Source organism: Mesorhizobium sp. M7A.F.Ca.MR.176.00.0.0, from assembly GCF_004023165.1.
GTDB lineage: Bacteria > Pseudomonadota > Alphaproteobacteria > Rhizobiales > Rhizobiaceae > Mesorhizobium.
Genome location: NZ_RZTC01000014.1, coordinates 11,074 through 29,563, shown reverse-complemented (window position 1 = coordinate 29,563; position 18,490 = coordinate 11,074). Strand labels below are relative to the sequence as shown.

Sequence of the window (18,490 nt, the reverse complement as noted above, 5' to 3'; positions counted from 1 at the left end):
AATCGCACCCGATCGGCTGCGCAACGACGACCAGCTGAGGCCCGATCGGGTGCTAAGGTCGTGCCAAAAAAGGCGCGTCACTGTCGCATTTCTAGCCGGCTTGCGATCGGACGTCATCTCTTGGCGATCGCTGCCCCTTCTCTCAAATGCGTTTAGCGGCGCCGATGGCGAATAGCGCAAGCTTTTCCACCCGTTTCTACTCCACTACCGAGACTCGTCACCAACCTCCTTTTATTCGCTTCCATATGGCCCATCCTGTCTCCAATCGAGGAGGAGCGCGAACATGGGCCAAGCCGTAGAACGTCTCAGTCTCGGGAATTCTTCTGCTCGCCAAACTGCCGTTGTCGCCGGCACCATATTTGGCAGGGTGACAGTGCACGACAAGATATCAGGCGTTCTTGTCTGGGCTGAACTATGCTTGCAAGCCATAACCCAAAAATCGCCGATCCCTTTGAATTCGAGCCGGATGAATGGGTGTTTCAAAATTTTTGGCGGTTTTAGGCAGAACCCTCCGATGGCCCGCGTACCGGTCAAGCTTCGTGAGCACTTTAGGTTCGTCGATCAGGCATAGGTTTCTTTCCCATGCCACATGCTGGCCGTTTGCCTAGTTCGGAAGCCCTCGAGAGGCGTTGCTCGTCTTGGTATGGCGTCGCCCCTTTTTCCGATCCATCGGCCACGGAGCTAGAATGGTGTCTAGCTGTTGCCGCCTACTTGGTCATCCGGCATGGAGATGCCTATATACCGACCTTCGAAAGGCTGGAATACGAGGTCGAACAAATGCGGCGGAAGCTCGGAAATCGCGAGCGAGCGCAGCGCGTGCTGGCCACGCTCAACCTAAATGGCTCGGACAGCTGGAGCCGTGAGGTTGGTTCTCAAGGCCTGGATGGCGCCGCAATCACATTCGCCCGGGCGGGGTAAAAGCGATTTTTTGGAGCCACTCGCGCTTTTGCGCTAACGAAGGTCCCGCGCCGTATTTGGGCCGGATCCATTTGTGGCCCATCAGAGAAGCAATTACCTTCTCCGGCGCCTCAACTGCCGTCAGCCGGTCCTCGAAAGTGTGTCGCAGGCTATAAAGACTATGCTCGGAAGTCGGCAGAAGTTCCTTGCTGGCGAGCACCTTGTTGACGAGCGCTGAAAGTGACGCGGCCTTGTCGCGATAACGAGGAAAGCCGTCCGGATGGAGCTTGATGGCTGCAAGTGCGCCGCCAACCAAGGGAATGTCACGGGCTGAATGACCGGTCTTCAAGCGACGGCCATTGGGGCGCACCCGCACATGCGGGATTTCTCGATCGAGGTGGATTGTTTCGGTGGTGAGGTTTGCCGCTTCAGAAAGCCTGAGTCCGGTATCGGCAATCACATAGATTAGATGGCGGGCTTCGTCATTGAGTCCGTCGAGCGCGCCTTCAGCGAGTATCTTCTCCTGAATGAACTCCGCTGTGAACGCAGCGCGTTGCCCGGGGACGGCGCCGGAAAGACGCAGGTTTCGAAAAACCGGCTCCAGCTTGAGCTGGTGAGTCAGATCGACGACGCGCAGCATTTTCGAAACATGGCCGATGTCCTTGTTGGCCGTACCGATATCAAGTCCATCCTCAACGATCCGCTTTTGCCACCACTCGCGGAACGCGATTGCGTCGTCCCGAGTGAGGCTTGCGATCTCCTTGTCGCCAATGACTCCAACCAGATTGGCAACTGCGCGCTTTTTGGGGTTACGCCATTTCTTGATTTGGTTGGGCGACATGGCCAGCAAGTTCTGTTGCTCGATCGTCTCGAATTCCTTGATAAGACCGCTCAGGCGGACCGCTGGCCGCTTCTCCCCACCCATGACGGCCGAGACGTCCTGCGCGTCCTCGATCGATTTTTTGTCGAGGAGCAGCTTGATACGGGCCATGAGTTCGTCGAGCGGCCCCGCTGCTAGTTCCTCGTTAGTGCGATAGGCCAATCCAAATGACCGCGCGCGCTTCCTCGCGGCTTCGAAACGCAGCCCCGCCTCGGCGGATTGGCCTTCCCGCAGTCTACGCCAATACGCCTCCAGCCCCGCGCCGAGGCTTTGCACTGCATCTCGCGCCCGTACACCGCGGGGATCGTCAGCCACGGCGACGCCCGTGGAAATGCGTACTAGGCAGCGGCGATCAAACGCCGCGAATTCCTTCGGCACCCTGCGGACGAGATACCAGATGCCTTCACGTTTATGCGGCTTTGGCGCTGCGGAACGTCGCATTATCTTTCTCTAATGTTACACAGTTTGTTACACAGTCTAAGATATGTTTCGCTTCGTGCTGGTCAAGTGCAACAAGGAAGCTTTTGAAAGGAAAGGATTTTTATGGAAGCTATATGGCGGAGAGGGAGGGATTCGAACCCCCGATGGGCTTGCACCCATGCCGCATTTCGAGTGCGGTGCATTCGACCACTCTGCCACCTCTCCGCGGTCATGGTCGGCCGTTGCCGGCGCGGCGCACTAGATAACGGCTGAACGGGCAGGTTACAAGGCCAATCCGTCAGTTATTTGGCTTGCCGGGCAAGCAGCGGATTCGCGACGGTTCAGCTGCGGCGAGGCCTGGGTAGGTTGGTGACCAGTCACGCATCCTTGCCTCGACGACGGTGACGCCGTGCAGTCGTGCTGACACGCTCGGTCCTTCGGCTCCCAACAACAGTCCCGACAACAGCTGTTTGCCTTGACTCGCCCCCAACCTTCGGTTAGGGACAGCGCGCAATCGGCGTGGAGGGTTCTTCCGCGCCGCTTGTTTTTTGAACCCGCAGACTGACAAAAAGACGGCCGAACCGCCAGATGCGGTTCATCAAGGCCGACCGAACAGCGAAAGGCAAAAAATGTTCGCAGTCATTAAAACGGGTGGCAAGCAGTATCGCGTTGCCGCCAACGATCTCCTGAAGATCGAAAAAGTCGAAGCCAATGTCGGCGATATGGTCGAGATCGGCCATGTGCTGGCGCATGGCGAGGGCGAGAATGTCACGTTCGGCGCGCCGTTCGTCGACGGCGCGGTGGTCACCGCCGAAGTCGTCGAACAGGGCAAGAACCGCACCGTCATCGCCTTCAAGAAGCGCCGCCGGCAGAATTCGCGCCGCAAGATCGGCCATCGTCAGCTTTTGACCACCGTGCGGATCTCCGAGATCCTGCTGGGTGGCGCCAAGCCGACGAAGACGGCATCGGTCAAGGCGCCGAAGAAGGTGAAGGCCGAGGCCGCCACCGAGGTGCAGGCGGAAGCCGCGCCGAAGAAGGAGCCCAAGGCCAAGGCAGCCGAGACAAAGGCAGCCGAGACCGCGGCAGCGCCGCTGTTCAAGGCGCCGAAGGGTGAGCCGGACGATCTGACCGTGATCAAGGGCATCGGCCCGGTCGCAGCCAAGGATCTCAACGAGCAGGGCATCATCACCTTCGCGCAGCTCGCCAAGCTGACCGACAAGGATGTCGCCAAGATCGACGAGCACATGTCCTTCAGCTCCGACCAGATCAAGGACTGGCGCGAGCAGGCCAAGGAATTGGCTGCGAAGTAATTTTCTGGCGACCTGGTCGCCGGATCGGACTTGAAACGGAACGCGAACGCGTTCATAAGGCCTTTTAGGCGCCTTGCGGCGCAACGGAGTTAGTTAGATGGCACACAAGAAAGCTGGCGGCTCGTCGCGCAACGGTCGCGACTCGCATTCCAAGCGTCTGGGCGTGAAGAAGTTCGGCGGCGAAGCCGTCATCCCGGGCAACATCATCATTCGTCAACGCGGCACCACGTGGCATCCCGGCGTCAATGTCGGCATGGGCACGGACCATACGCTTTTTGCGCTCGAGACCGGCGCCGTGACGTTCAACAAAAAAGCCAACGGCCGAACCTACGTATCGGTCAACCCGATTGCCAAAGCCGCGGAGTAGCCGGTTCCGCACTAGAACACCGGCGCCCATCTCGGGAACCGGTGTCTGGCAAAGCCAGGAAAAGGATCAGGGGAGATGGGTTTCCATCTCCCCTTTTTCTTGTGCCTGGAGGACTTTCAAATGGTTGCCGAAGCGGAAGACTCAGAAGACGAAAGTTACGCGATAGATTGTCCGGTGCTGGTCACCGAGCGACTGGTGATGCGGGCGCCTCACGAAGGCGATATCGCGCAACTGGTCGAACTTGCCGACAACCGCCATGTCGCCGAAATGCTGGCCCGCATGCCGCACCCCTATGGCGAGCCCGAGGCGCGCTCTTTCCTGGCCATGACCAAGTCGCGCCGGGCCGGCATCGCTTATGCCCTGACGTTGGCCGGCACCGACACCTTCGTCGGCTGCGCCGGTCTCAACACCACCGATCGCGGGCTGGAACTCGGTTACTGGATCGGCGAGCCGCACTGGAAGAAGGGCTATGCGACCGAGGCGGCGCACGCGCTGGTCGATCTCGCCTTCCAGAGGACGTCGATCCAGGTTCTGCATGCCTCGACGCGGGTCATCAATCCCGCCTCGCGCCGCGTCATCCACAAGTGCGGGTTCCAGTATGCCGGCCAGGGCATGCTGAATTCGATTGTCGCCGGCCAGGTGCCGGTCGAGCGCTACCGGCTCGATCGCAAGACCTGGACGAGCCTGCGGAACTGGGTCCACTTTTGATGTGTGCCGATATTCAGGTGAGGCCGGCCTGCGAATGGCGGCTTCCTGCGCTTCCGGTGCTCGCGTACGAAAAGTACGCTCCGCTCCGGTTCTCGGAAGCCACTATTCTCGGCTCGGCCTGACCTGAATCTCGACACACATCGGGTACGGCGCGAAACCAATGGGAGGCAAACTTGGATCAGCCCAGTTCGACCCAGACCGGCAGGTGGTCCGAGCCGACGGCCTTTCGGTCGACCCACAGGCGCTGCAGGGATTTGGCGAGCGACGCGCTGGTGAAGATGTAGTCGATGCGCTTGTGGCGGCTGGGATCGGTGGGTTGTTTCGGGTCGACCCAGCTGATGAGATCGTCGCCGGTGGCGTTCAAGCGCAAGGCGGCATCGACGGCGAAGTCGGCGGTCAGCGGCATGCCGAATTCATGATCCGGCCGGCCGGCGAGTTCGATATATTCGGGTGAGCCGGCCAACATGTTGAAATCGCCCATGCCCACAAAGGCTTCGGGATGCGGCAATTCCGGCAGGCCGATCTCGGCGACGCCGGACAGCGCGCCGCCTTCGAGCGCGTAGTTCAGCATGCGTTGGCGCAGGAACTGGATCTGGCTGGCGCGTTCGACGGGGCTGCGGTGATCGAGATGGATGGAATAGAAGCGGATGAAACCAAGCGGCGTCTCGATCAGCGCTTCCAGCGCGCCACGCTGGAAGTTCATCATCTCGAAGCTGCGGCTGCGCGGCAAAAGCAGGTTGCGCGACAGATGAATAGGCGTTTTCGACAGCACCATGTTGCCGAGCTGGAAGGTTTTCGTGATGGCGCGGCCATTGTCGATGTGCGAACCGATATTGGCCTCGAAATTGCTGCCATAGACGGCGAAGTAGTCGGGCAGCGCCTCGCCGATCTCGGCGACCATGTCGCGGCCGCCGTTCCTGGGATTGTTGCGGGTCACTTCCTGCAGAGCGATCACATCGGCGCCGCGCACGGCATCAGCGATGCGTCCGACATCGTACTGCCCGTCGAGGCCGACGCCGTACTGGATATTGTAGGTTACAAGCTTCATTCCGGCATCTCTCCGGCCGATCCCGCGCGGCCATTGTCACAAAACGGCCTCGCCCTTCGCCGCGCCTTGGTTTAGAGCAAGGGCCAAGGTTTAGAGCAATGCCGCAAGGCCACTAGTAGAAACTGTACAATCCCATGAAATTTCTCGATCAAGCCAAGGTCTACATCCGCTCCGGTGACGGTGGCGCCGGTTCCGTGTCGTTCCGGCGCGAAAAGTTCATCGAGTTCGGCGGGCCGGATGGCGGTGATGGCGGCCGTGGCGGCGATGTCTGGCTGGAGGCGGTCGACGGGCTGAACACGCTAATAGACTACCGCTACCAGCAGCATTTCAAGGCCAAGACCGGCGTCCACGGCATGGGCCGCAACATGACCGGCGCCAAGGGCGCCGATGTCACGCTGAAAGTGCCGGCGGGAACGCAAGTGTTCGAAGAAGACAACGAGACGCTGATCTGCGATCTGACCGTGGTCGGCCAGCGCTTTCTGCTGGCCAAGGGCGGAAATGGCGGTTTTGGCAACCAGCATTTCAAGACATCGACCAACCAGGCGCCGCGCCGCGCCAACCCCGGCCTGCCGGGGCAGGAGCTCAACATCTGGCTGCGGCTGAAGCTGATCGCCGATGCCGGACTGGTCGGGCTGCCGAATGCCGGCAAGTCGACATTCCTGGCGGCGGTCACCGCGGCCAAGCCGAAGATCGCCGACTATCCGTTCACGACGCTGCATCCCGGCCTCGGCGTTGCCCGCATCGATGCGCGCGAATTCGTCATCGCCGATATTCCGGGCCTCATCGAAGGCGCGCATGAGGGTGTCGGCATCGGCGACCGCTTCCTTGGCCATGTCGAGCGCACGCGTGTGCTGTTGCATCTGGTTTCGGCGCAGGAGGAAAATCCGGGCAAAGCCTACAAGACCGTGCGCGCGGAGCTCGAGGCCTATGGCAACGGCCTGACCGACAAGGTCGAGATCGTGGCACTGTCCCAGGTCGACACGCTCGACGCCGATGCGCGCAAGAAAAAAGTCGCCTCGCTGAAGCGTGCCGCCGGCCGCGCACCGATGCTGTTGTCGGCCGTCACCGGCGAAGGCGTCGAGGCGGTGCTGCGGGCGTTGATGTCGGTGGTGGCCGAGGCGCGTGCGCAGATCGCTGCGCCAGTCGAGACGCGCTGGGAAAAGTAGGACGATGCAGTCGCTGGGAAAATATCGGCGCATCACCGTCAAGATCGGCTCGGCGCTGCTCGTCGACCGCACGACGGGGCTGAATCGCGACTGGCTGGCCTCGCTCGCCGACGACATTGCCGGGCTGGCCAAGGGCGGCGCTGAAATCCTCGTCGTCTCGTCCGGCGCCATTGCGCTTGGCCGCACGATCCTTGGTCTCGGCAAGCGCGCCTTGAAGCTCGAAGAGAGCCAGGCCGCGGCAGCCGTCGGGCAGATCGCATTGGCCGGCGCGTGGTCGGATGCGCTCGGCAAGGGCAGCCTGAAATCGGGCCAGATCCTGCTGACGCTCGGCGACACCGAGGAGCGCCGCCGCTATCTCAACGCACGGGCAACGATCTCGACGCTGCTCAAGATGAAGGCGGTGCCGGTCATCAACGAAAACGACACGGTGGCGACGTCCGAAATCCGCTATGGCGACAATGACCGGCTGGCGGCTCGCGTCGCCACCATGATGGGCGCCGACCTCCTGGTACTGCTCTCCGACATCGATGGCCTCTATACGGCGCCGCCGGCGCGTGACCCCCAAGCTAAATTCATTCCGGTGGTCGACCGCATCACGCCCGATATCGAGGCGATGGCGGGGGCGGCTGCTTCCGAGCTGTCGCGCGGCGGCATGCGCACGAAGCTCGATGCCGGCAAGATCGCCACCGCCGCCGGCACCGCGATGATCATCACGTCGGGCACGCGGTTGTCGCCGCTGATGGCGATCGAACGCGGCGAGCGCGCTACTTTCTTTCGGCCGAGCAGCAACCCGGTCAAGGGCTACAAGACCTGGATCGCCGGCCAGCTCGAACCGGCCGGCCGGCTTACGGTCGATGCCGGCGCCATCGGTGCGCTGCTGTCGGGAAAGTCGTTGCTGCCGGCCGGCGTCAAGCTGGTCAGCGGCAATTTCTCGCGCGGCGACACGGTGGCTATCCTGTCGCCCGAGGGCCGCGAGATCGCGCGCGGGCTGGTTGCCTACGATGCGGCCGATGCCGTAAGGATCGCGGGCCTGAAGACGACCGAGATCGAAACCGTGCTCGGCTACGAGGCGCGTTCGGCGATGATCCACCGCGACGACCTTGTGGTAAGCCATTCGGGTGACCAAGTACGGGCCGGCGACCAAGTACTGGCCAGTGACCAGGTAACCAGCGGAGGATGAGCCATGCTGAAACTGCATGAAAAATCCGGGGATGACACCGTAGCAACGATGGCCGATATCGGCCGTCGTGCCCGCGCTGCCGCCCGACCGCTGGCCATTGCCACGACCGCCGCCAAGAACGCCGCACTCCTCGCCATGGCAGAGGCGATCGTCGCTCGTGAGCAGGACATTCTCGACGCCAACGCCATCGATGTCTCGAACGGCCAGGAATCCGGGCTTTCCGCCTCCTTCATGGATCGGCTGAAGCTCGATCCGGCGCGTATTCGCGCCATGGCCGACGGCATCCGGGAAATCGCCGCGCTGCGCGATCCGGTCGGCGATGTGATCGCGCAATGGGACAGGCCGAACGACCTGCATATCGAGCGTGTGCGCACGCCGCTCGGCGTCGTCGGCGTCATCTATGAGAGCCGCCCGAACGTCACCGCCGATGCCGGCGCGCTGTGCCTGAAAGCCGGCAATCCGGTGATCCTGCGCGGCGGCTCGGATTCGCTCAATTCGTCGGCCGCCATCCATGCCTGCCTGGTCGAAGGGCTGAAGGAAGCCGGCCTGCCGGACGACGCCATCCAACTGGTGCCGACCACCGATCGCGCCGCCGTCGGCGAGATGCTGAAGGGCCTCGGCGGTACGCTGGATGTCATCATTCCGCGTGGTGGCAAAAGCCTCGTTGGGCGGGTGCAGAGCGAGGCGCGGGTGCCGGTTTTCGCGCATCTCGAAGGCATCTGCCATCTCTACATCGACCGCTCGGCCGATCTCGACATGGCGGTGCGGATAGCCGTCAACGCCAAGATGCGGCGCACCGGCGTCTGCGGTGCCGCCGAGACGCTGCTGGTCGACCAGGCGGTCGCCTCCACCCATCTGGTGCCGATCCTCGACGCACTGCGCGCCGCCGGTTGCGAAATCCATGCCGATGCCGACGTGCTGAAAGTGTTTTTCGATGCCAAGCCGGCGATCGATGCCGACTGGGTGACCGAATATCTCGACGCCATCATCGCGGTGAAGCTGGTCGACGGCGTTGCCGGTGCCATCGAGCATATCGAGACGTTTTCCTCGCATCACACCGAGGCGATCGTCGCCGAGGACGCGCAAGCCGTCGAAAGATTCTTCAACGAGATCGATTCGGCGATCCTGCTGCACAACGCATCGACGCAGTTCGCCGATGGCGGTGAGTTCGGCATGGGCGCTGAGATCGGCATAGCCACCGGCAAGATGCATGCGCGCGGACCCGTCGGCGTCGAGCAACTGACCTCGTTCAAATACCGCGTGCGCGGGTCGGGACAGGTGAGGCCTTGAATCTTTTCGTTGTCAGAGCCTGAGGCAATGCTGGCATCTTCCGAACCGGCGGTACCCTCCCGTTACCTGAAGATGCCGCATGCCGAGAAAGGCCTCGCCGTCGGCCTGTTCGGCGGCTCGTTCAATCCGCCGCATGCCGGCCATGCGCTGGTCGCCGAGATCGCGCTCAGACGCCTGGCGCTCGACCAATTGTGGTGGATGGTCACGCCGGGCAATCCGCTGAAGAACACCAGGGAACTGGCGCCGCTCGGCGAACGGCTGCAGCTGTCGGAGCAGATCGCCAAGAACCCGAAGATCAAGGTCACCGCCTTCGAAACCGCCCATCACGTCCGCTACACCGCCGACACGCTGGCGCTGGTCAAGGCGCGCAATCCCGGCGTCGACTACGTCTGGATCATGGGGGCGGATAGTTTGCGCGATTTCCACCGCTGGCAGCGCTGGCGCGAGATCGTCATGACCTTCCCGATCGCCGTCATCGACCGTCCGGGCGCGACGCTGTCGTTCCTGTCCTCCGTCGTCGCCAAGACCTTCGACTATGCCCGCATCGACGAGGGCGATGCACCGCGGCTTGCCCGCATGAAAGCACCGGCCTGGACCTTCATCCACGGCCCGCGCTCGTCGCTGTCATCAAGTGCGATCCGCAAGCTGGCGAAGGGGTGAGCCCGACCGCCCGCCCATGTCGCTTTTATCGCTCCCTTTGCCCGTTTCATGGGCAATCCTGAGCAGGCATGTCGATTCCCAGGAAAACCCGTAGCGAAGCCGAGCAGGGCGCCGAGCCCACACCGCTGATCGCGATTGCCAGCGTCATCGTGTCGATGGCACTGATAGCCGTCGGCAACGGGCTGATGTTTGCCTATATCCCGGTTCGGCTCGGCGCCGAGGGTTTCGATCCGACTTGGGCCGGGCTGATCATCACCGGACTTTCGGCCGGCGGGCTGGCGGGCTGCATCCTGACCGGACCGCTGGTGCGAAGGGTCGGCCATGCCCGTGCCTTCATGGTGTTGTCGGCACTGATCGCACTGGCCAACGCCGCTGTCGGCGCCGGGGTCCATCCGCTGCTGTGGATTGCCGCCCGCGCGCTCTACGGCTTTGCCATCTGCGGTCTATTCATCGTTGCGCAGAGCTGGCTCAACGATGCCGTTGCCAACGCCATCCGCGGCCGGGTGATGGCTTTCTTCTACGTTGCCTATGTCGCCGGGCTCGGCGTCGGCTACGCGACGCTGGCGCTGGTCGATATCAGGACAGCGGATGCGCCGCTGATCGGCATCGCCTTCACGGCGCTATCGATCCTTCCCGTCGGGATGACCCGACTTGCCCAGCCGCCGGCACCGCAGGCGGCCTCGGTGGCGCTGCGCCGTGCCTGGCGGGTTTCACCGGTCGGCGTCGCCGGGATGCTTGCGGTTGGCGGCCTGTCGATGTCGATTGCGGGCTTCGCGCCGATCCACGCCACGGCCAAGGGCTACAGCCAGGCCGATGTGGCGCTGCTGCTTTCGGCGATGCCTCTCGGCACTCTGATCCTGCAGATCCCGCTTGGCTGGATTTCCGACCGAACCGACCGCCGCTATGTGCTGATCGCCGCATCCGCGCTCGCCATGGTTGCCGGCCTGTTTGCGCTCGGGTTCGATGGCGGCGCGTTGGCCGCGTTGGTTGTGATCTACATCGTGTGGGACGGCGCCTCGGAATCGATCTATTCGCTGGCCAGCGCACATGCCGCCGACCGCGCCGGCAAGGATGACATGGTGGCGCTGTCCAGTTCGCTTTTGTTTGCCTGGTCGTTGTCGGGTTTCGTCGTGCCCGGCATCGTGACGGCGCTTTCGGCCGTCTTCGGCACGCAGGCTTTCATCTATGTGGCTGTTCTCATCGCCGCAGCCTTCTGCCTGTTCGTGCTTCTGCGCGTGTTCACGACGGGTGCGGTCCCGGTCGGTGAAACCGGCAGTTTCGCACCGATGACGGCGCAGGCGCCTTTGCCGGTCGAACTTGCCTTCTCACCGGACGATGAGGGCCGGCACTGAGCCAACCGACTATTGCCGGCGGGCTTCGGGTTGGGGCGCTTCCGGCGGCGGCAGCGGGATCGATATGCCTTCGCTATCGAATTCCTGTTTGGCGCGCTTGGTGAGATCAGTCTGGGTGGCGAAGAAGTCCGCCGACGATGTCCAATAGCGCAAGGCAATCGAAACAGTGCTGTCACCCAATGTCGAGACGAAAGCGATCGGCGCCGGCTCACGTTTCACTCGCCGTTCGGCCGCGGCAGTGGCAAGCAAGGTTTTCTGCGCCCTGTCGATGTCGTTCCAGGAGCCGATGGAGAGTGTGATGTCGCTGCGGCGTACGCCGTTGCGCGAGAAGTTGCGCACCGGCTGGTTCCACAACGTCGAGTTGGGCGCCAGGATGTAGACGCCGTCGGCGGTCCTGAGCTTGGTCGCGAACAGACCGATTTCCTCGATCGTGCCGGCGATCGAACCAACCTCGACGGATTCGCCGATGCGGAACGGCCGCAGCGCCAGAAGCATGATGCCGGCGGCGATGTTCTGCAGCGTGCCCTGCAACGCCAGACCGATGGCGAGGCCAATGGCACCGATCGCGGCAATGATCGAGGCCGTCTGCACGCCGAACTGGCCGAGCACCATGATGGTGACGAGGATCAGGATGGCGTAGCGGACGATCTTGGAGAAGAAATGCCGCAACGTCGCATCGAAACCATGGATATGGCCGAGACCGGCGAAGATCGAACGTTCGGCAAGACCGGCGACGATGTAGCCGACAATCAAGAGGATGACGGCACCGATGGCCGAGAAGGAGTACGAAACAATCAGCGTGCTCAGTTGGGCGAGGCCAGCCTGGACGCTGAGAAAGGCGTTTTGCGGGTCGATCGGCATGGGGGGAATCCGGTTGGTCGGTGAGCCGATAACCCATGCGGGCGGTGAGGGTTCCGATCTTTTCCGGCGTGCAGCGGAACCACAAGAGCGACAATACGTTCGTCCGAGGCAGGGTCCCGTCTTGAAACTGTCAGGGAACTCTGCCTATCTAAGGGGTGTCACCTGCTTCAAGGGGTGATTTGGTTGTTCTTGCTGCGAAAGGAAATACACTGAGAACAGCACTGCGGAAGAAGGCCGATATCATGCCTTCGCCGGCCAGGATCAGCGTAGACGACGCCGTGTCCCGCGCCATCAAGACAGTCCTTGCCAGTCTGGAAGACTCCAAGGCCGAAAACATTGTCTCCATCGACATCCAGGGGAAATCGAGCCTCGGCGACTACATGGTCGTCGCTTCGGGCCGATCGCACCGTCATGTCGCGGCTGTCGCCGATCATCTTCTCAAAGCGATCAAGGATGCCGGTCTCGGCACCGCGCGCGTTGAGGGGCTGTCCGGCGCCGACTGGGTCCTGATCGATTCTGGCGACATCATCGTCCATGTCTTCCGCCCCGAAGTCCGCGAATTCTACAATCTCGAAAAGATGTGGCAGGCGCCGGACCTCGAGGAAGAAACGCTCCACTAAGTCGTTCGCGCGGCTTACAAGGCGAGGATGAAGATATCAGTTCATGCCGTGGGCCGGATGAAAGCCGGCCCCGAAAAGCTGCTTGCCGACCGCTATTTCGAGCGCTTCGCCAAGAGCGGCCCGGCCGTGGGGCTTGAATTTGGCGGCATTGCCGAGATTGCCGAGGGGCGCAGCCAGACCGCCAACGAGCGCCGGCGTGAGGAAGGCCAGAAACTGCAGACGCAGTTGCAGCCCGGCACCGCTTTGATCCTGCTGGACGAACGCGGCAAAAGCTTTTCCTCGGAAGATTTCGCCGGGCGCCTGGGCCTGTTGCGTGACGGTGGCCGCAAGGCGCTGGTCATCGCCATCGGCGGCGCCGACGGTCACGATCAGTCGCTGCGCGACCAGGCCGAACTGGTGATGTCGTTCGGATTGTTGACATGGCCGCATCAGCTGGTGCGCGTGATGCTGGGAGAGCAGCTTTATCGGGCGGCCACCATTCTTTCGGGACATCCTTATCATCGCTCGTAACCGGTGAATTGGTGCGGTACACCCGGATTTCCGCCCCAATGCCGAGGCAAGATTGCATCGAGTGGGCGGTTTCGAACATGGTTGATTGTTCGTTAACGAAGCCACGCATAGAGTCGGGCTTCAATGTCTGAAGACAGAAAATCAAGAACGGGCTCCTGGCGCGCGCGCTGCGGCATCGCGGCGGCGGTGCTTGTGCTGTCGCTGCATGCGGGGCGGGCGGAAAACACGCTCGACATGGCTCCCGATCCGGATCAGAGCCGGGCCGAATATGAACGGGTCTCGAAGGAGATCACGCTGTCGTCGGAACGATTGGCCAAACTCTCCGCCGATATCGCGACGATCAAGAAGGATCACGCCTCGATCACCGCCGCATTGATCCAGTCGGCGATGACCGAGCAGAAGCTCGGCCAGGACATCGAGGACATCGGCGCCCGGCTGGAAGGACTGAAGGGCCAGGAACAGAAGATCCGCGCCTCGCTGATGGCGCGGCGCGACGTTCTGGCCGAAGTGCTGGGCGCGCTGCAGCGCATGGGCCTCAACCCGCCGCCGGCGATCCTAGTCAAGCCCGAGGACGCGCTGTCGTCGGTGCGCAGCGCCATCCTGCTCGGCGCGGTGGTGCCGGAACTGCGCCAGCAGACCGATAGCCTGCTTGCCGATCTCAAGGAACAGACCAGGATCACGGCGTCGATCGAGGCCGAACGGGCGCGGCTGACGGCGGCGGTCGGCGACCAGACGGCGGAAAAGAAGCGGCTCGGCATGCTGCTGGAGGCCAAGCAGAAGCTCGAAGCCGACACGCAGACGCAAATGGCCGCCGAAAAGCAGCGATCCGAAGCGCTGGCGGCTAAGGCCGGCAGCCTGAAGGAGTTGATCGCGTCGCTCGAAGCGCAGGCCGACAAGAGCCGCAAGGCTGCCGATGCTGCCAAGGCCGCCGAGCAGAAGACGGCAAGCGGCGACAACACATCGGCGCCGGCGGAACTGGCGTCGCTGCCCGTTCCGGAAAGCAACCAACTTGCCGCCGCGGTGCCCTTTTCGGCCCTTCAGGGACAGATCGCGCTGCCGGTGACCGGCCGTATCAAGCGGCGATTCGGCGCCGATGACGGTAACGGCGTGGTGATGCTTGGCGACATGGTTGCGACACAATCGGGAGCCATCGTTACCGCGCCGGCGGATGGAAATGTGCTTTATGCGGGGCCGTTTCGCTCTTATGGTCAACTCTTGATCCTGAACGCAGGCGACGGCTATCATGTCGTTTTGGCGGGGATGAGCAGAATCAGCGTCGCGACCGGTCAATCAGTGCTTGCAGGAGAGCCGATCGGTGCGATGGGAGAGGCCCGGGTGGCGAGCACCTCGGTTTCGAAGAATGGAAATGCCACGCCGGAACTCTATGTCGAGTTCCGCAAGGATGGAAAACCCGTCGATCCGGCCCCATGGTGGGCGGACCGTTTTTCTGGAAGGACGTGAATAATGCGGAAACTGTCGCTTCTGTTTGCCGGTGCGCTGATGGGCGCGTCCGCCATGAGCCTGGTCTATGGCGCGCCCGGCTCGGCGGCGAACGCTGCAGGGTCGGAGACCTACAAGCAACTGGCGATCTTCGGCGATATCTTCGAGCGGGTGCGGGCACAGTATGTGACACCGCCCGACGACAAGTCGCTGGTCGAGAATGCCATCAACGGCATGCTGGCCTCGCTTGACCCGCACTCCTCCTACATGAATGCCGAGCAGGCGCAGGATATGCGCGTCCAGACCAAGGGCGAGTTCGGCGGCCTGGGCATCGAGGTCACCATGGAGAACGATCTGGTCAAGGTGATCACGCCGATCGACGACACGCCGGCCGCCAAGGCAGGCGTGCTGGCCGGCGACTACATCGCCAAGATCGACGGCGAAGAGGTTCGCGGCCTGACCCTCAACGATGCGGTCGACAAGATGCGCGGCCTGGTCAACACGCCGATCAAGCTGACCATCCTGCGCCAGGGCGCCGACAAGCCGATCGAACTGACGGTCGTGCGCGACATCATCAAGGTCAAGGCGGTCAAGTTCCGGGTCGAGAACGACATCGGCTACATGAAGATCACCTCCTTCACCGAAAAGACCTATGACGACCTCGAGAACGCCATCGACACCATCAAGAAGCAGATTCCCGACGACAAGCTGAAGGGCTACGTTCTGGATCTCCGCCTCAATCCAGGTGGCCTGCTCGACCAGGCGGTGAGCGTGTCCGATGCCTTCCTCAACCGCGGCGAGATCGTCTCGACACGCGGCCGCGACCCCAAAGACGTCACCCGCTTCGACGCCAAGCCCAAGCAGGTCGACGACATCAACGGCAAGCCGATGATCGTCCTGGTCAATGGCGGTTCGGCCAGTGCGTCGGAAATCGTCGCCGGCGCGCTGCAGGACCTGCGCCGTGTCACGGTGGTCGGCACGCAGTCCTTCGGCAAGGGTTCGGTGCAGACCATCATTCCGCTCGGCGAGAATGGTGCGCTCAGGCTGACGACGGCGCTCTATTACACGCCGTCCGGCAAGTCGATCCAGGGCAAGGGCATCACGCCCGACATCAAGGTCGAACAGCCGCTGCCGCCGGAACTGCAGGGCAGGGATCTGACACGTGGCGAATCCGATCTCAAGGGCCACATCAAGGGCGCCGACGAGAGCACGACGGGTTCGGGCTCGGCCGCCTATGTGCCGCCGGATCCGAAAGACGATCTGCAGCTCCTCTATGCCGAGCAGCTGCTGCGTGGCCAGAAGACCAATCCGTCCTTCCCGCCCAATCCGCAAAAGGCGGTTCTCAACCAGTAAGGATCTGGAGCGGCGCACGCGCCGTTCATCTTTCTGTTTGAGCCAGATGGAAGCAATGCGATGCTGCCGGGACCGAAAGGTTCCGGCAGTTTGATTCGGGGAGCGAGGCAAAGCTCCCAAGACATGGCGCGGGGTGCGCCGGAATTGATGAATTCGCGCATGCCTTTTCGAAGCGGCTTCGTCTTCGGAGCCATGTGCCCGGGGATTAGGCTTGGCTGATATCGGCAAGGACATCGAACGCCCGCTCGGACAGGCAGTCCGGTCGCCGCGCGCCGCCGGCAAGATCAGCGGCGGTGCGATCATGGCGACAGTGGCCGTGCTGGCGGTGGCCGGCGTCTCCGGCGCGATCGCGCTCAGGGAAAAACCGTTTAGAAAGCCGCAAGAGGTTGCCGTTTCAACGCCGAAAGTGACCGCGGCGGCCGAGCCTGCCCCTGCGCAGCCCGCATCGACCCCGAAGCCGGAGGCGCCGGTCAAATCAGGCGGGCCGCAGATCATCCATGTGCAGACGGAGGAGGGCGATGGCCCGCCCGAGGCAGCGATCGTCATTCGCGATCCGTCGACCATCGGCCAGAACCTGAAGATCGCGCATATTCCAGACAAGGCGCTGATCGAGACCAGCGAGACCGGGCCGTTGCCGGTGCGCGCCACGGATGGCAGGCGGCCGTTCGACGTCTATGCGCGGCCCTGGTCGGGCGGGCGCGGCGCACGGGTGGCGATCGTCATCGGCGGGCTTTCGGTTTCGCAGACCGGAACCCAGGCGGCCATCGCCAAGCTGCCGGCGGAAGTGACGCTGGCTTTCGCGCCGCAAGGCAACAGCATCGGCCGGTGGATGCAGGCAGCCAGGCAGAGCGGCCACGAGATCGTCATGCAGGTGCCGCTCGAGCCGTTCGATTATCCGAAGGTAAATCCGGGCCGCAACACGCTGACGGTGGCGGCGAGCGCGGATGAGAACCTGAAGAGCCTGCACTGGGCGCTGTCGCGGACGACCAACTATACCGGCGTCATGAACTATATGGGCGCCCGCTTTTCCGCCGATGCGGCGGCGATGGAGCCGTTCATGGCCGAGCTCGGCAAACGCGGCCTCGCCTATATCGATGACGGCTCGTCGGCGCGCAGCCTGGCGCCGGACCTGGCGCTGAAGGACGGCGTGCCTTTCGTCGCCGGCGACATGGCGATCGATGCCGTGCAGGATCGCGGCGAAATCCTGAAGAAGCTCGACAGCCTGGAGGCGACCGCGCGGGCCAAAGGCACTGCCGTCGGCATCGGTTCGGCCTTCGACCTGACGGTCGATACCGTGTCGTCCTGGGTGGTCGAGGCCAAGAAGCGCGGCATAGAGATCGTGCCGATTTCAGCGGTGGCTATAGATCCGCAAAAAGGCTAGCCATCGTAAGACGGCTGGAAAGACTGACTGATGCCAAAGACGAACAAGATCGACCGCGAAACGCTGCCTTACCGTCCCTGTGTCGGGCTGATGATCCTCAATGCCGAGGGCCTTGTCTGGGTCGGGCACCGGATTGCCGAACCGGACAGCGAATTTGCCGGCACGACGCAGCTCTGGCAGATGCCGCAGGGCGGCATCGACGAGGGCGAGGAGCCATTGCAGGCGGCCGAGCGCGAGCTCTATGAGGAGACCGGCATGCGAGGCGTCTCGCTGCTGGCCGAGGCGCCGGACTGGATCAACTATGATTTGCCGGACCATCTCGTCGGCATCGCCTTCAAGGGCCGGTATCGCGGCCAGACGCAGAAATGGTTCGCCTTTCGCTTCCATGGCGATGTCAGCGAGATCCAGATCAACCCGCCGCCGGGCGGCCACACCGCCGAATTCGACAAATGGGCATGGCGGCCTATGCAGGACCTTCCCGACCTGATCGTGCCGTTCAAGCGCCATGTCTATGAGGATGTGGTGACGGCGTTCCGGCATCTGGTGCAATAGCCGCTATACAACAACCGCGTTGCCGCGCCGGCCTGGCGGTCCTATTGATGTATCCACTACCACGCGAAGGGTCGCCATGAACGACGCCCCCAAAAGTTCGCCGCCAGAAGAGGTCACCGCCACAAGCGAATTGGCGGCTGGGGCCGTCCTCACCATCGATCTCGGTGCAATCCGTGAAAACTACCGGCGGCTGAAAGCGCGGTTGGGCGATGTTGCCTGCGCCGGTGTGCTCAAGGCGGACGGTTACGGCGTCGGCGCCGGCCAGGTCGGGGCGGCGCTGCTGCGCGAAGGCTGCGATGTCTTCTTCGTTGCGCTTCTGGGCGAAGGCGTCGCCCTGCGCCGCTCGCTTGGTCCGGGCCCTGCCATTTTCGTGTTGAACGGCATTCCGCCCGGTGCCGAGACGGACGCCGTGGCAGCGGACGTTTGCGCTGTCATCAACAGCCCCGAGCAACTGGCGGCTTGGCGTGTGTCGGCTCGCCGCGCCGGCCGAAAACT

Annotated in this window: 18 protein-coding genes and 1 tRNA gene (1 of these 19 cut by a window edge); 15 read left to right on the top strand and 4 right to left on the bottom strand. The window is 62.9% G+C overall.

All coding sequences use genetic code 11. The features are described 5' to 3' along the window. Positions 1-895 precede the first annotated feature (895 nt). Together EOB59_RS07355 and EOB59_RS07350 are read right to left on the bottom strand one after the other, a co-directional pair. Complete coding sequence (locus EOB59_RS07355; RefSeq protein ID WP_024502873.1) at positions 896-2,218, bottom strand: integrase; 1,323 nt, start codon at positions 2,216-2,218, stop codon at positions 896-898. A gap of 114 nt (positions 2,219-2,332) precedes the next feature. Beyond that, positions 2,333-2,422 (bottom strand) — tRNA-Ser (locus EOB59_RS07350). Positions 2,423-2,826: 404 nt separating this feature from the next. On the opposite strand from EOB59_RS07350, the gene EOB59_RS07345 reads away from it, so the two are divergent. The 3 genes from EOB59_RS07345 to EOB59_RS07335 all read left to right on the top strand — a co-directional run bounded on the left by EOB59_RS07345 (position 2,827) and on the right by EOB59_RS07335 (position 4,582). Continuing rightward, entirely contained in the window at positions 2,827-3,507 is a 681-nt protein-coding gene (locus tag EOB59_RS07345) for a 50S ribosomal protein L21 (RefSeq protein WP_128288073.1), read from the top strand. 97 nt (positions 3,508-3,604) lie between these two features. After that, positions 3,605-3,874, top strand: a complete 270-nt coding sequence (rpmA, locus tag EOB59_RS07340) for a 50S ribosomal protein L27 (protein WP_013529063.1) — start codon at positions 3,605-3,607, stop codon at positions 3,872-3,874. A 120-nt stretch (positions 3,875-3,994) separates the two neighbouring features. After that, positions 3,995-4,582, top strand: a complete 588-nt coding sequence (locus tag EOB59_RS07335) for a GNAT family protein (RefSeq protein ID WP_164873766.1) — start codon at positions 3,995-3,997, stop codon at positions 4,580-4,582. Between the two features lie 178 nt (positions 4,583-4,760). Here EOB59_RS07335 and EOB59_RS07330 read toward each other — a convergent pair whose 3' ends face one another. Further along, positions 4,761-5,630, bottom strand: a complete 870-nt coding sequence (locus EOB59_RS07330) for an endonuclease/exonuclease/phosphatase family protein (RefSeq protein WP_128288072.1) — start codon at positions 5,628-5,630, stop codon at positions 4,761-4,763. A 134-nt stretch (positions 5,631-5,764) separates the two neighbouring features. Here EOB59_RS07330 and obgE point away from each other — a divergent pair, with 134 nt between their 5' ends. The 5 genes from obgE to EOB59_RS07305 all read left to right on the top strand — a co-directional run bounded on the left by obgE (position 5,765) and on the right by EOB59_RS07305 (position 11,278). Beyond that, on the top strand, positions 5,765-6,796 hold the full coding sequence (obgE, locus tag EOB59_RS07325) for a GTPase ObgE (RefSeq protein ID WP_127266818.1): 1,032 nt from the start codon (positions 5,765-5,767) through the stop codon (positions 6,794-6,796). 4 nt (positions 6,797-6,800) lie between these two features. Next, entirely contained in the window at positions 6,801-7,976 is a 1,176-nt protein-coding gene (gene proB, locus EOB59_RS07320; protein ID WP_128288071.1) for a glutamate 5-kinase, read from the top strand. Between the two features lie 3 nt (positions 7,977-7,979). After that, positions 7,980-9,266 carry a glutamate-5-semialdehyde dehydrogenase gene (locus EOB59_RS07315; RefSeq protein ID WP_128288070.1) on the top strand — a complete coding sequence of 429 codons (1,287 nt, stop codon included), beginning with the start codon at positions 7,980-7,982 and terminating at the stop codon, positions 9,264-9,266. A 27-nt stretch (positions 9,267-9,293) separates the two neighbouring features. Next, positions 9,294-9,926, top strand: a complete 633-nt coding sequence (locus EOB59_RS07310; RefSeq protein ID WP_245486559.1) for a nicotinate-nucleotide adenylyltransferase — start codon at positions 9,294-9,296, stop codon at positions 9,924-9,926. A 68-nt stretch (positions 9,927-9,994) separates the two neighbouring features. After that, positions 9,995-11,278 carry an MFS transporter gene (locus EOB59_RS07305; protein WP_128288069.1) on the top strand — a complete coding sequence of 428 codons (1,284 nt, stop codon included), beginning with the start codon at positions 9,995-9,997 and terminating at the stop codon, positions 11,276-11,278. Positions 11,279-11,287: 9 nt separating this feature from the next. Here the strand turns inward: EOB59_RS07305 and EOB59_RS07300 are convergent, their stop codons facing one another. Continuing rightward, positions 11,288-12,139, bottom strand: a complete 852-nt coding sequence (locus tag EOB59_RS07300; protein ID WP_127267095.1) for a mechanosensitive ion channel domain-containing protein — start codon at positions 12,137-12,139, stop codon at positions 11,288-11,290. 242 nt (positions 12,140-12,381) lie between these two features. Between EOB59_RS07300 and rsfS the strand changes: the two genes are divergently transcribed. From rsfS to alr, 7 genes are all read left to right on the top strand, one after another. Further along, entirely contained in the window at positions 12,382-12,759 is a 378-nt protein-coding gene (gene rsfS, locus EOB59_RS07295) for a ribosome silencing factor (protein ID WP_013529073.1), read from the top strand. A 27-nt stretch (positions 12,760-12,786) separates the two neighbouring features. After that, positions 12,787-13,269, top strand: a complete 483-nt coding sequence (gene rlmH / locus EOB59_RS07290) for a 23S rRNA (pseudouridine(1915)-N(3))-methyltransferase RlmH (protein ID WP_127267094.1) — start codon at positions 12,787-12,789, stop codon at positions 13,267-13,269. Between the two features lie 123 nt (positions 13,270-13,392). Then, on the top strand, positions 13,393-14,730 hold the full coding sequence (locus EOB59_RS07285) for a murein hydrolase activator EnvC (RefSeq protein WP_128288068.1): 1,338 nt from the start codon (positions 13,393-13,395) through the stop codon (positions 14,728-14,730). Continuing rightward, positions 14,731-16,062: a S41 family peptidase gene (locus tag EOB59_RS07280; protein ID WP_164895603.1), complete on the top strand. Its 1,332-nt coding sequence runs from the start codon at positions 14,731-14,733 to the stop codon at positions 16,060-16,062. Positions 16,063-16,273: 211 nt separating this feature from the next. Next, complete coding sequence (locus EOB59_RS07275; RefSeq protein WP_128288066.1) at positions 16,274-17,443, top strand: divergent polysaccharide deacetylase family protein; 1,170 nt, start codon at positions 16,274-16,276, stop codon at positions 17,441-17,443. A gap of 30 nt (positions 17,444-17,473) precedes the next feature. Then, positions 17,474-17,995: an RNA pyrophosphohydrolase gene (locus EOB59_RS07270; RefSeq protein WP_127267091.1), complete on the top strand. Its 522-nt coding sequence runs from the start codon at positions 17,474-17,476 to the stop codon at positions 17,993-17,995. 76 nt (positions 17,996-18,071) lie between these two features. Further along, positions 18,072-18,490, top strand: the start of a protein-coding gene (gene alr, locus EOB59_RS07265; protein ID WP_128288065.1) for an alanine racemase. 691 nt of this gene lie beyond the right edge of the window; 419 of the gene's 1,110 nt are visible here — the first part of the coding sequence; it begins with the start codon at positions 18,072-18,074; its stop codon lies off the right edge, out of view.

Coding starts and splice junctions, on each gene's coding strand:
- EOB59_RS07355 (WP_024502873.1), bottom strand. CDS start 2,218: ATGCGACGTTCCGCAGCGCCAAAGCCGCATAAACGTGAAGGCATCTGG.
- EOB59_RS07345 (WP_128288073.1), top strand. CDS start 2,827: ATGTTCGCAGTCATTAAAACGGGTGGCAAGCAGTATCGCGTTGCCGCC.
- rpmA (WP_013529063.1), top strand. CDS start 3,605: ATGGCACACAAGAAAGCTGGCGGCTCGTCGCGCAACGGTCGCGACTCG.
- EOB59_RS07335 (WP_164873766.1), top strand. CDS start 3,995: ATGGTTGCCGAAGCGGAAGACTCAGAAGACGAAAGTTACGCGATAGAT.
- EOB59_RS07330 (WP_128288072.1), bottom strand. CDS start 5,630: ATGAAGCTTGTAACCTACAATATCCAGTACGGCGTCGGCCTCGACGGG.
- obgE (WP_127266818.1), top strand. CDS start 5,765: ATGAAATTTCTCGATCAAGCCAAGGTCTACATCCGCTCCGGTGACGGT.
- proB (WP_128288071.1), top strand. CDS start 6,801: ATGCAGTCGCTGGGAAAATATCGGCGCATCACCGTCAAGATCGGCTCG.
- EOB59_RS07315 (WP_128288070.1), top strand. CDS start 7,980: ATGCTGAAACTGCATGAAAAATCCGGGGATGACACCGTAGCAACGATG.
- EOB59_RS07310 (WP_245486559.1), top strand. CDS start 9,294: ATGCTGGCATCTTCCGAACCGGCGGTACCCTCCCGTTACCTGAAGATG.
- EOB59_RS07305 (WP_128288069.1), top strand. CDS start 9,995: ATGTCGATTCCCAGGAAAACCCGTAGCGAAGCCGAGCAGGGCGCCGAG.
- EOB59_RS07300 (WP_127267095.1), bottom strand. CDS start 12,139: ATGCCGATCGACCCGCAAAACGCCTTTCTCAGCGTCCAGGCTGGCCTC.
- rsfS (WP_013529073.1), top strand. CDS start 12,382: ATGCCTTCGCCGGCCAGGATCAGCGTAGACGACGCCGTGTCCCGCGCC.
- rlmH (WP_127267094.1), top strand. CDS start 12,787: ATGAAGATATCAGTTCATGCCGTGGGCCGGATGAAAGCCGGCCCCGAA.
- EOB59_RS07285 (WP_128288068.1), top strand. CDS start 13,393: ATGTCTGAAGACAGAAAATCAAGAACGGGCTCCTGGCGCGCGCGCTGC.
- EOB59_RS07270 (WP_127267091.1), top strand. CDS start 17,474: ATGCCAAAGACGAACAAGATCGACCGCGAAACGCTGCCTTACCGTCCC.